This is a genomic window from Blautia obeum ATCC 29174 (assembly GCF_025147765.1).
In the GTDB taxonomy this organism is placed as follows: Bacteria; Bacillota; Clostridia; order Lachnospirales; family Lachnospiraceae; genus Blautia_A; species Blautia_A obeum.
On record NZ_CP102265.1, the window covers coordinates 1,021,113 to 1,033,989 of the forward strand.

At 42.3% G+C, this 12,877-nt stretch carries 10 protein-coding genes and 1 riboswitch; of the genes, 8 read left to right on the forward strand and 2 right to left on the reverse strand.

The features are described from left to right. Positions 1 to 197 precede the first annotated feature (197 nt). Both NQ503_RS04880 and NQ503_RS04885 read left to right on the forward strand, forming a co-directional pair. A complete protein-coding gene (locus NQ503_RS04880) occupies positions 198 to 1,973 on the forward strand; it encodes a L,D-transpeptidase family protein (RefSeq protein ID WP_005426902.1) in 1,776 nt (591 codons plus the stop codon). A 23-nt stretch (positions 1,974 to 1,996) separates the two neighbouring features. Further along, positions 1,997 to 2,293, forward strand: coding sequence for a DUF3784 domain-containing protein (locus NQ503_RS04885; protein ID WP_005426901.1), 297 nt, complete (start codon positions 1,997 to 1,999; stop codon positions 2,291 to 2,293). Positions 2,294 to 2,356: 63 nt separating this feature from the next. Here the strand turns inward: NQ503_RS04885 and NQ503_RS04890 are convergent, their stop codons facing one another. Continuing rightward, complete coding sequence (locus NQ503_RS04890; protein ID WP_044925955.1) at positions 2,357 to 2,977, reverse strand: HAD family hydrolase; 621 nt, start codon at positions 2,975 to 2,977, stop codon at positions 2,357 to 2,359. A gap of 191 nt (positions 2,978 to 3,168) precedes the next feature. On the opposite strand from NQ503_RS04890, the gene mutY reads away from it, so the two are divergent. Then, on the forward strand, positions 3,169 to 4,227 hold the full coding sequence (mutY, locus tag NQ503_RS04895) for an A/G-specific adenine glycosylase (RefSeq protein ID WP_259893513.1): 1,059 nt from the start codon (positions 3,169 to 3,171) through the stop codon (positions 4,225 to 4,227). Continuing rightward, on the forward strand, positions 4,224 to 5,237 hold the full coding sequence (locus tag NQ503_RS04900) for a glycosyltransferase family 2 protein (protein WP_005426893.1): 1,014 nt from the start codon (positions 4,224 to 4,226) through the stop codon (positions 5,235 to 5,237). The genes mutY and NQ503_RS04900 overlap by 4 nt, the downstream gene beginning before the upstream one ends. Positions 5,238 to 5,284: 47 nt before the next feature. On the opposite strand, the gene NQ503_RS04905 is transcribed toward NQ503_RS04900, so the two are convergent. Next, positions 5,285 to 6,208 (reverse strand): diacylglycerol/lipid kinase family protein, encoded by a 924-nt coding sequence (locus NQ503_RS04905; RefSeq protein WP_118013018.1) that lies wholly within the window; start codon positions 6,206 to 6,208, stop codon positions 5,285 to 5,287. A gap of 159 nt (positions 6,209 to 6,367) precedes the next feature. Between NQ503_RS04905 and NQ503_RS04910 the strand changes: the two genes are divergently transcribed. From NQ503_RS04910 to NQ503_RS04925, 4 genes are all read left to right on the forward strand, one after another. Then, a complete protein-coding gene (locus NQ503_RS04910) occupies positions 6,368 to 7,033 on the forward strand; it encodes a response regulator transcription factor (RefSeq protein ID WP_005426890.1) in 666 nt (221 codons plus the stop codon). Between the two features lie 114 nt (positions 7,034 to 7,147). Continuing rightward, positions 7,148 to 9,337, forward strand: coding sequence for a DNA topoisomerase III (locus NQ503_RS04915; RefSeq protein WP_005426888.1), 2,190 nt, complete (start codon positions 7,148 to 7,150; stop codon positions 9,335 to 9,337). A gap of 89 nt (positions 9,338 to 9,426) precedes the next feature. Next, a complete protein-coding gene (gene ade / locus NQ503_RS04920; protein WP_118393069.1) occupies positions 9,427 to 11,130 on the forward strand; it encodes an adenine deaminase in 1,704 nt (567 codons plus the stop codon). 75 nt (positions 11,131 to 11,205) lie between these two features. After that, complete coding sequence (locus NQ503_RS04925) at positions 11,206 to 12,690, forward strand: AAA family ATPase (RefSeq protein WP_044925954.1); 1,485 nt, start codon at positions 11,206 to 11,208, stop codon at positions 12,688 to 12,690. Between the two features lie 137 nt (positions 12,691 to 12,827). Then, positions 12,828 to 12,872: riboswitch (PreQ1 riboswitch) on the forward strand. The last annotated feature ends 5 nt before the right edge of the window (positions 12,873 to 12,877 follow it).

The following is a 12,877-nucleotide window of genomic DNA, read 5'->3' on the forward strand; positions in this document are numbered from 1 at the left end:
AGAACTTTGAACAAACCTCTGAGTCTTAAGATTCAGGGGTTTGTTACTATAATGCTCCAACCCTCGGAAAAAGAATATAAAAAAGCAATAAATTAAGGTGCAAAAATACAGAAGTATGTTATAATGGAAACGTTACAGGAAAAAACAGGATAAATAGATGGTTGTATTCAATTGTTTATATTCAGGGAGTATATTAAATGAGCAACAAAGAAATGAGGGACGGACTTCAGGAAGACACTTCTGGAGTGTCGGATGAGAATACAGGCATTGAAGAAGAAATCAATGCAACCATGGATAAAATCATAGCTCCACCGGAAACGGACGAAGATGAGATGGATGACCTTGGAGATTATGATGATTCTGCAGAGGAAGAACCAGATCCACAGCCGGTAAGACATCATCGCAAATCTGCCAGACCAGGTCCGGTTGTATATGTTCCGGTAGATGATATGGAAATGCCGGATCAGTCAACTTCCAGGAAGAAAAAATCCAGAAAAACAAATACGCAAAAGAACAGATCAGCAAAACCAGAGTATCAGAATTCTAAACCTGCGAAGAAACACAAAGGGGCGCGGATTTTTGGCCTTATTATGTTGATGATCGTAGTTCTTGGCGGGAGTGCTTATGCGGCTGCAAGTTATTATTTTGCGGACAGATTCTTTGAAGGTACGTGGATCAATGGTGTGAACTGTTCTCAGATGACGGCAGCAGAGGTAGAAAATCTTTTCAAACAAAAGTTTGAGAATTATACCATTGAAGTTTCAGCCAGAGATCAGGCACCACAGACGATTTCCGGAGCGGATATCAGTTATCAGTACCTTTCTACAGGAGAAGTTCTGAAGCTTCTGAAACAGCAGAAGCCATATGAGTGGATCAGAGGACTCTATGAACAGAAAAGTTATACTGTATCCGAGAATACAGGGTATAACAGAACACAGTTGCAAGAACAGCTTAAGACACTCAGCTGTGCCCAGGCAGAGAATCAGACAGAACCGGAAAATGCATATGTTGCATATCAGAACGGACAGTTTGTGATCGTACCGGAAACAGTGGGAAGTAAACTGAATATCAAAGAAGCATATAAAGTACTGAATGCTGCTGTAGATGCAGGTCAGACTTCGGTAAATTTCAGTGATACACCGGAGGCATATGTGAATGCAGAGGTTACACAGGATGATCCGGCACTGCAGTCTGCACTGGAAGCATGTAATAATTATACAAAAGCAAGTATTACCTATACATTTGGCAGTCAGACAACAACTCTGAATGGCGACACGATCAAAGACTGGCTGCAGTTTGATGAGAAAGGTCAGCTGATCTGGGACGATAATTCCTTCCAGCAGCATGTTGCAGATTATGTTGCACAGCTTGCAGCTACTTATGATACGGTCGGTACGGAGCGTGAGTTCCAGACCACAAGTGGCAGAACCGTTTACGTTTCCAGTTCTGTATATGGCTGGAAAATCGATCAGGCTGCCGAGGCTGCTCAGCTGAGCAAGGAAATTCAGTCTGGTACACAGACGACCAGAGAGCCTGTTTATTCACAGACGGCCAATTCTTACGGAGTGAATGATCTGGGTGACACTTATATAGAAGTAGATTTAAGTGAACAGCATATGTATTATTATCAAAATGGTTCCGATATCTTTGAGTCAGATTTTGTATCTGGAAATATGAGTTATGCTGATCGTCAGACACATGCAGGTATCTTTACATTGTACTATAAGAAAAGTCCGGATGTACTGAGAGGAACCATGAAAGCAGACGGAACTTATGAATATGAATCAGAGGTACAGTACTGGATGCCATTTGATGGAGGTATTGGGTTCCATGATGCGTCATGGAGAGATGAATTCGGTGGCGATATTTATCTTACGGACGGATCTCACGGATGTATCAATCTTCCACCGGATAATGCAGCGGTTCTGTATGATATCATACAGTATGGTGTGCCAATCGTATGCTTTTACTAATATATAATTACAGGAGATAAAAAATGGACAGATCATTTGATTTTATCCTTGCGGGAATAGCATTGATCGTTGGAATCATGCTTCTGACAGGACATGGCGATATTTTTCTGAAGGGTGGAAACACAAAACTTCGCAAAGAAAAGTATGATGAGAAAAAAATGACTAAGGGATCCGGAGTGACATTGATTCTGTTTGGTATCGTGACATTTATAGATTCTTACACAACAAGTCTTACTGCAAAGTTTATTTATATTCTTGCAATTCTTGCGATTCTTGTAGGATTTGTGGTATACCTGAAAAAGAAATGCATCAAGAAATAAATACAAAGATAAAACAAGGCATGGGAGATAAAAATCTTCCGTGCCTGTTTTGTTTGAGAGAATTTATAAAGAAATATTGACAAGATCCATTGGTTTGCAGATGCGTGCATCCGGTTTTGGAACTTCTCCGAATCCGTATTCAGCAAAGATAAAAGGAACATTTGCTTTCTGGCATGCCTGGTAATCGCCAAACGTATCACCGACATATACGGGGGACTTCAGATCATATGTGTCTGCAAGTTTACGGATATTGGAGCCTTTGTCCAGACCGGTATCTCCATTACAAAGATGACCTTTGAAATATTTTTCAAGACCTGATGTCTGAAGAAAAACTTCAATATAGCCACTCTGACTGTTACTGACAATATAGAGTGGACATTTCTTATACATGATCTGCAGCATTTTTTCAAGATCCTCATAAAGTGGGGCACATTTTTTTAAGAGAGCTTCATGTTCAGCCTGGCAGCATCCATCAATAAGGCGAAGCTGTTCTGCTTCTGAACAGTCAGGGAAAATCTGGCGTGCGATATCAGACAGAGTCTGTCCAAAAAGTGTCATCAGACGGGCTGATGTCAGGGTAATATCCATATGTTCTTTTTCCTGCAGATATGCGGTCCAGGACTGAGCAACACTTTCTGTTGAATCCCACAGAGTTCCATCAACATCAAAAATAATACTGTCCATAATAGGGTCCTTTCGTATCAAAAATAATATTAATTTTAGTAATGGGAGATAATTATTTACAGGTATAATCCCAAGTAATAACATTCTATCCGGTAAAATAAAAAAAATCAACTGGCATTTGGCTGAAATTATGTTATACTAAAACATACTGAGGGTAAAAGATGAAAAATGATCAGATAAAAGACAGAAGCATGCTGAATGAAATCGTACAACCTCTTACAGACTGGTACAGACAGAATAAACGGATTCTTCCCTGGAGAGATCAGAACAATGCCTACTATACGTGGGTATCGGAGATCATGCTTCAGCAGACAAGAGTTGAGGCCGTGAAGCCTTATTTTCAGCGTTTTATCGGAGAGCTTCCAGATGTCCAGGCTTTGGCAGAATGCCCGGAAGAGAAGCTGATGAAGCTCTGGGAAGGTCTGGGATATTATAATCGCGTCCGCAATATGCAGACGGCAGCCCGGACGGTAGTTTGTGAATACGAGGGAGTACTTCCGGCTTCTTACGAAGAACTGCTGAGTCTGAAAGGAATCGGGAATTACACAGCAGGTGCGATCGCATCCATTGCTTATCAGATTCCGGTACCAGCAGTAGATGGAAATGTTCTTCGTGTGATATCCAGAATTACAGAGGACAGACAGGATATTATGAAACAGTCAGTACGCCGTCAGATTGAAGAAAACCTTTTGGGGATAATGCCGGAAGAGACACCAGGAGATTTTAATCAGGCGCTGATGGAACTTGGGGCAGTGGTTTGTGTGCCGAATGGACCAGCACGCTGTGAAGCATGTCCGGTGTCGGAGTACTGTCTTGCATACAGACACGGGACAGTAGAGGAGCTGCCGGTCAAAGCACCGAAGAAGGAGCGTATTCTGCAAAACAGGACAGTGCTTGTGATTCAGGACGGAGAGAAAACTGCTATACAGAAACGACCGGAAAAAGGTCTTCTTGCCGGATTATATGAGCTTCCGAATCTCCTGGGCCATCTTACACGGGAGGAAGTGCTGGATAAGGTAAAAAATATGCAGCTGGAACCGCTTTATATTGAGAAACTTCCGGATGCGAAGCATATTTTTTCGCATATTGAATGGAGGATGACCGGATATCTGATTCGGGTGGCAGCGCTGGACACAGACAGAGGATTGCCATTTATTTTTGCTGAGAAAAAACAGTCTGAAAAGCAGTACGCGATTCCGTCTGCATTCAGAGTTTATGTAAAATACATGAAGGAGGAATCTGGAAAATGAAATTGTTGAGTATAGCAATTCCGTGTTATAATTCAGAAGCATATATGGAGAAATGTATCGAATCTTTGTTAAAAGGTGGAGAAGAAGTGGAGATCCTTGTGGTCAATGATGGTTCTTCTGACCGAACTGCTGAGATTGCGGATGCTTATGCCGAAAAATATCCGACGATCATAAAAGCTATTCATCAGGAAAACGGTGGTCATGGTGAAGCAGTAAATGCCGGAATCCGTAATGCGACAGGCCTTTATTTCAAAGTTGTTGACAGTGATGACTGGGTAAATGAAGAGGCATATAAACAAATCTTAAAAACACTTGAAGAACTGACAAGAGGACCAAAAACACTGGATATGCTGATCAGCAATTTTGTATATGAAAAACAGGGTGCTTCCAGAAAAAAAGTCATGCAGTACAGACATTGTCTTCCGGTGAATGAAATTTTCGGATGGGACAGTGTGCATATGTCAAAAGGTAAATATCTGTTGATGCATTCTATTATTTATCGTACAAAACTGCTTCACGAATGTGGATTGGAACTGCCGAAGCATACATTCTATGTGGATAACCTGTTTGCATTTGAGCCGCTTCCGTTTGTGAAGAATATGTACTATCTGGATGTCAATTTTTATCGTTATTTTATCGGAAGAGATGATCAGTCTGTCAATGAAAAGGTAATGATTAAGAGAATTGACCAGCAGATCCGTGTCAATAAATTGATGGCGGACGCATTCCATAATTGTCAGTTTGACAGTAAACATCTTAAGAAATATATGCTCAGCTATCTGGATATCATTACGACCGTGTCCTCGATCATGCTGGTACGTGCAGGTACTCAGGAAGCACTGGATAAGAAAAAAGAAATGCTGGAGTATATTCGTGAACAGGATCTCTGGCTGTATCATAAACTGCGTTACAGTATTCTGGGACGTGCAGCCAATCTTCCGGGCAGAGGTGGACGCAAAATGTTTGTAGCTGCTTACAAAGTATGTCAGAAATTCTATGGATTCAACTAAAAAACTTCCCCTTTATGGGGAAGTTTTTTGCGTTGCAGAAATTACTTCTATGAGATCATATTGATTTGTTTCGGTTCCATACATACAGAAAAATCATGCAAAAGACCAGCGGATTCTCCGTCTTTATGTACGGCCAGTCTGGCTTCACTGTGGATATCAATTTTTTTACAGCGAAAAATGTGGATACCATTGAAATGTGTATGTTTTCCGAAGAAAGCAGTAGGAAGACAACATATTACTTTGGGTTTGCTCAAACTGTCTACAACGATCACATCCAGATAGCCGTCGGAAGGACTGGCATCGGGACAGAATTTGAATCCACCGCCTTCGTATTTCTGATTCATGATGGCAGTAAAATATACTTTGGAAAACTCTTCTTTTTTATTGTCATCCATGAGCAGTGTCATAGAAGATGGCTTCAGGAAAAGCAATTGTTTCAATGCGACAAAGAGATAGACCAGTTTGCCGAGGCCGATTTTGTTCAGGACTTTTTTCATAGGAGTGACGCCAACTTCATGGCATACCGCTGCGTCAAAACCGATTCCACAGCTGATCGCGAAACGACTGCTGTTGGAACCACAGGAAATATGAGGAACGTCCATCAGATGTGGACGTTTATCGGAAAGAATCAGTTCGAGTGCCTTCATAGGATCCTGTGGAAGTTTCATACTGCGGCAGAAATCGTTTCCGGATCCGGTGGGAATGTAGCCGAAAATGACACGGGAAATATCTTTTACTCCGCTCAGGACTTCCTGTATCGTACCATCACCGCCAACGGCAATCAGCTTGATTTGACTATCTTCCGGAATCGAGGCAGTAATGGAAGCAGAAAGCTTAACAGCATGTCCTTTATATTCTGTAAAAAAAGTTTGGTATTTAATATTCCGTTCACGCAGAATGTTCTCCAGATCCCTCCAGATCAGAGCACCTTTGCCGGAACGGGAGTTGGGATTTATAATAAAATAGTACATGAGTTCCTCCCTTATGTTCTCTTTATCATAGCATGTTCGACAGAAATTTACAAACATTTAACACTGTGCAGGCCGGAAATTTAACGTTCATTTTTTATACTTTGCAAAAAGATAAAAAAGAACCTGTTTGTGAAGAAACAGACAGGCAGGAGGAAATAAATGATCTATCTTGTAGAAGACGATGAGAGTATTCGTGAACTTGTAGTATATACATTAAAGAGTCAGGGAATGGATGCAAAAGGATTTGAACGACCGTCCCTGTTCTGGAAAGAACTGGAGAAAGAAGTGCCGGCATTGATCCTTCTGGATATCATGCTTCCTGAAGAAGACGGAATATCGATTTTACGAAAACTGCGTACCAGACCGGACACACGCAAGATTCCGGTAATCATGCTGACGGCCAAAGGCACAGAATATGATGTGGTCATGGGACTGGACAGCGGTGCAGATGATTATATCCCGAAGCCGTTTCGTATGATGGAGCTGATCTCACGTATCAAGGCACGGCTTCGTCGGGCAGAGGATAAAGGCGCAGAAGAATATCATCTGGAAAACCTGTATCTGTGTCCGGGAAGACATATAGTGACGGTGGATCAGGAACCTGTTAATCTGACATTGAAGGAGTATGAGATGCTGGTGCTGCTTCTGAAAAACAGCGGAATGGTTTTATCAAGAACACAGCTTCTGAATCAGATATGGGGATATGAATTTGATGGTGAAAGCAGAACTGTGGATGTACATATCCGGACACTCAGGCAGAAGCTGGGAAGCGCCGGAGATCTGATTGAAACAGTGCGTGGCGTAGGATATAAGATTGGAAGGTGACATACCTTCCTTTTTTTGTTGGGATATGATATACTCACATCAAAGCAGATTTAACTGAAAGCTTGCTGGGAAAACAGACAGCAACGGATAATAACCTGAGAAAGAGGCAGAAGTATGAAGTCATTGGTAATAGCAGAGAAGCCATCTGTAGCAAGGGATATTGCAAGAGTACTCCATTGTACCCAGAAGGGTAACGGAATCCTTGAGGGCAAAGAATATGTTGTAACATGGGCCCTGGGACATCTTGTGACACTTGCAGATCCGGAAGAATATGATAAGAAATATATGAAATGGGATATGGAAACTCTACCGATGATGCCGGATAAAATGAAACTTGTCGTTATCCGACAGACTTCCAAACAATATCAGGCAGTGAAGACACAGCTGTTCCGAAAAGATATCGGTGATATCATCATTGCAACCGATGCCGGAAGAGAGGGAGAACTGGTTGCCCGCTGGATTTTGGATAAGTCCGGATGTCACAAACCAATTCGCCGTCTGTGGATATCTTCAGTAACCGATAAAGCAATTCGTGACGGATTTCACAATCTGAAAGACGGCAGAGATTATGATAATCTTTATCGTGCGGCAGTTGCCAGAGCAGAGGCAGACTGGCTGGTTGGAATCAATGGAACAAGAGCGCTGACCTGTAAACATAATGCACAGCTTTCCTGCGGGCGTGTACAGACACCGACACTTGCAATCATTGCGAGAAGAGAAGAAGAAATACGTAAGTTTAAACCAGAGGATTACTTTGGAGTAACTTTGCAGGCTGGTGGAATACAGTGGACCTGGAAAGATGCGAAGAACGGAAGCTATCGAACTTTTCAGAAAGAGCGTGCGGAGGAGATCCAGAAGAAGATTTCCAATACGGATCTGGAACTTGTATCTGTGGACAGAAAGCCTAAGAAAACAATGGCTCCCGGACTTTATGATCTGACGACTCTGCAGCGGGAAGCAAACCAGAAATATGGATTTTCCGCAAAAGAAACACTCAATATCATGCAGAGATTATATGAGAATCATAAGGTACTTACGTATCCGAGAACGGATTCCCGTTATATCGGCAAGGATGTTGTCCCGACGATCAAAGAGAGACTGAAAGCCTGTGGAACCGGCCCATATCGAAAACTTGCCGGTGCGCTGCTTACTAAACCAATCCATACAAACGGAAGTTTCGTGGATGATAAAAAGGTCAGTGACCATCATGCGATCATTCCGACAGAGCAGTTTGTGCAGCTGGATCATATGACAAATGAAGAACGCAAAATCTATGATATGGTTGTGCGGAGATTTTTGAGTGTTCTTTATTCTCCATTTGAATATGAACAGACTTCCATGGAAGGGAAGGCAGCGGGACAGAGTTTTGTGGCAAGTGGCAAGACGGTTGTGAGTGCTGGCTGGAAAGAAGTTTACGAAGGCGGAAGCACGGACGATGACGAAGAAGAGCAGACACTGAAAGACCAGAAGCTTCCGGTATTGAAACAGGGAGAGAAGCTTCCGATAGGCAGTGTTCGTCTGACAACAGGTAAGACCAAGCCGCCGGCACATTTTACTGAGGCAACGCTTCTGGCGGCAATGGAGAATCCGGTGAAATATATGTCCTCAAAAGATACACAAGCAGCAAAGACGCTGGGAGAAACCGGTGGACTTGGCACAGTTGCCACCAGAGCAGATATTATTGAAAAACTTTTCCACACCTTCCTTATGGAAAAGAGAGGCAATGAAATCTATCTGACTTCCAAAGCAAAACAGCTTCTGGAACTTGTACCGGAAGAGCTTAAGAAGCCGGAACTGACAGCAGACTGGGAAAAGAAACTGTCTGATATATCCAAAGGCAAACTGAAACAGAAAGTCTTTCTTGATGGAATTCGCGAATATACCAAGGAGATCGTTGTTGAGATCAAGACAGGAACAGGAACCTTCCGTCATGATAATCTGACGAATAAGATCTGTCCGAACTGTGGTAAACGAATGCTTGCAGTAAATGGCAAGAACAGTAAGCTGCTGGTGTGTCAGGACCGTGAATGCGGATACAGAGAGACAATTTCACGTACAACAAATGCACGATGTCCGAAATGTCACAAGCGAATGGAGATGCTGGTCAAAGGCAAAGAAGAAACATTTGTATGTGTATGTGGATATAAAGAGAAGCTGTCATCTTTCCAGGCCAGAAGAACCAAAGAAGGAGCCGGTGTCAACAAAAGAGACGTACAGAAATATCTGAAAAAACAGCAGAAAGAAGCAGCAGAACCAGTAAACAATGCGTTTGCACAGGCACTTTCCGGGATTAAACTGGATTAAATTTCTGCCGGAAGTTTCACAGATAATAATAGAATAAGGTAAAAATAGAACTGCTGTAAAGGGCGGTAATAAAAAGGAGTGTGGGCTTTATGAAGTTACAGAAATATCAGAAATGTTCAAAAGTAACCCGTGGACTGAGAAAAGCAGAATTTGTACTGAAAAATGCCCGTATTGTGAATGTTTTTACCAGAGAGATCCTGGAAGGTGATATTGCGATTCAGGATGGAATGATCGTTGGAATCGGAAACTACCAGGGTGAAGAAGAAACAGATCTGGGCGGCAGGTATGTCTGTCCGGGATTTATAGACAGTCATCTGCATCTGGAATCTACACTTGTGACTCCGGCAGAGCTGGTAACAGTGGCGTCCAGGCATGGAACGACAACGTTTATCGTAGATCCACATGAATCGGCCAATGTGTCCGGATTAAAGGGCATTGATTATATTTTGAATCAGACAGAAGACGTGGATGCCAATGTTTTTGTTATGATGCCATCCTGTGTTCCGGCAACTGCAATCGACGATAATGGATGCACGCTTACTGCACAGGATATGGAACCTTATCTTTCAAAAAAAAGAATTCTCGGACTGGGTGAAGTCATGGACTACATATCAGTTGTAAAGGGTGATGAAGCCATGCACCGGAAACTGGAACTGTTCAGGGATAAAGTCAGGGATGGACATGCACCATTTCTTTCTGATATGGATCTGCAGGCATATGCGATGGCCGGAATTGCTACAGATCATGAATGTTCAGATTTTGCATATGCGATGAAAGAACGTCGAAATGGCATGATCGTACATATTCGTGAAGGGAGTGCTGCAAGAAATCTGAAAGCAATTGTGAATGGAATCGTAGAGAATCAGATGAATGGAGAGGGATTCTGCTTCTGTACAGATGATAAACATATCGAAGATATTGAAAAAGAAGGTCATATTGACCATAATGTACGTAAGGCTATCGGACTCGGAATGAATCCGATAGATGCAATCTGTATGGCAACCATCAATTCTGCAAAATGTTATGGATTAACACATCTTGGGGCGATTGCACCTGGATATCAGGCAGATCTGCTTGTTGTGGATAATCTTGAAAAGATGACGATCCAGGATGTTTACTATAAGGGCAGAAAAATTGATCAGGACGGAGCGATCATTGTAAAAGAATGTCCATCAGAACTGAAAAATACAGTTCATGTTGGAGAATTCTCAAAGGAAGACTTGCGACTGGAATCTCCGGATGGTATATTCAATGTAGTCGGAATGCAGGAAGGTGAAATTACAACTGTCCGTAAAAATGTACAGATACTTCATGAAATGGGAGTATTCACCGCAGATGAACAGTATCAGAAGATTGCGGTGGTTGAAAGGCACAAAGCAACTGGAAAAACAGGTGTCGGTGTTGTGAGTGGATTTGGTATTCAGGGTGGCGCAATTGCGTCAAGTGTATCCCATGATTCTCACAATATCATTGTAATTGGTGACAATGATGAAGATATGTATCTTGCTGTACAGGAACTGATCCGTACGCAGGGCGGTTATACACTGGTTGCAGATCATCATGTATATGATACACTGGAACTTCCGGTAATGGGACTGATGAGTGATGCAGGTTTTCAGTACAGTCATAGAAAACTGGAACGAATGATCCGCAAGGCACACGAGATGGGTGTGCCGGATGCTATGGCGCCATTTATCACTCTGTCCTTTATGGCTCTGCCGGTCATTCCAGAGATACGCGTTACTCCACGGGGAATCTATAATGTGTGCAGCGGTGAGTTTTATCAGAATTAAAGACAGATAAGTGATTACAGATTCATGGTAATCATTGCAACAATACAAACAATAAAAGAGGAGCAGCAGTTTATTATGCCAGTATTTGATTTCAGCAACAGCAAAACAGAAAAGAAAGATCCGGAATGTACTTATACGACGTTCCAGTCGAATGAAAAAGTACCGTCACCGGAGAAACCGATCCTGATCATTGATAATAAAAGTCGTCAGTGGAAGCATCATTCCTGTGGTGTCTTTTCCAATCCAAACCAGAAATCTTCTTTTGAATTTAAAGAACAGGACGGTGTTTTCCCGGCAGATATTCTCAAAATTGATGCACGTTTTGTGAGCCTCGTAAAATGGCTGGGCGAAAACCATATTAGTGTACGATTATCTGGACAGAATACAGAAGATGGATATGCAATCTATAAGATTCGTGAAACTGCGTTTGGAGGAGCCGGAAAACTTTCAGCAGAAGATGGATTCCTGCAGTTTATGATCGAACGTCTTCTGGCAAGTAATGCACCGACAGAGCTTCCGGATGGAGATGAGGAAGATGAGGACGGCGATGATATGAAGCTGACCAGCATTCAGAGCATCACGGATTTTATGACCTGTGCAGGAAGGACCATGCCGGATAATATCCGTCTCTGGGCAAGAAGAAACCTTGCTGTTGCGAAATCTCATGAGGTATCGCAGGAAGAACGCAGACATGCACAGAGAGCACTGTCCATTATGATGAATATTCAGTGGAAAAATAACTATTTTGAATCCATTGATCCAGTAGAGGCGCGCCGTATTCTGGATGAAGAACTCTATGGAATGGAAAAAGTAAAACAGAGAATCATTGAGACGATCATTCAGATTAACCGTACGCATACACTTCCGGCATACGGGCTGCTTCTGGTTGGTCCGGCAGGAACCGGCAAATCCCAGATTGCTTATGCAGTTGCACGTATCCTGAAACTTCCGTGGACAACATTGGATATGAGTTCCATTAATGATCCGGAGCAGCTTACCGGAAGTTCCCGTGTCTATGCCAATGCAAAGCCTGGAATCATTATGGAAGCATTTTCCATGGCAGGCGAGTCCAATCTTGTATTTATTATCAATGAGCTGGATAAGGCAACCAATGGCAAGGGAAATGGTAATCCGGCGGATGTACTTCTGACACTCCTTGATAACCTTGGATTTACAGATAACTATATGGAATGTATGGTTCCGACTGGCGGTGTTTATCCGATTGCGACAGCCAACGACAAAGCACAGATCAGTGCTCCGTTAATGTCCCGCTTTGCGGTCATTGAACTTCCGGATTACACAGCAGAAGAAAAGAAAGTTATTTTCTCCAAATTTGCACTTCCGAAAGTATTAAAACGCATGAGTCTCAAAGAAGAAGAGTGCGTAGTGGCTCCGGATGGACTTGATGCAGTGATCGATCAGTTTGCTGATACGACCGGTATCCGTGATCTGGAACAGGCGGCAGAACACATTGCTGCAAATGCTCTGTATCAGATTGAAGTAAATCATGTATCTTCTGTGATTTTTGACGCGGATATGGTGAAGAAGTTATTTGAATAAAATCGGTAAATACTTATTTCATACACAGTAACTAAAATTTTACTCCGGAATGTAAAAATATACTTGCATTCCGGAGTCCTTTTTGTTATACTACAAAAAGTTTCATAAGTAGATTTTTATGAAATGTTTTATAAATTTCATAACTGGTTCGAAACCCTCCCAGTATAAAAAACTAGGTCATGCAGGT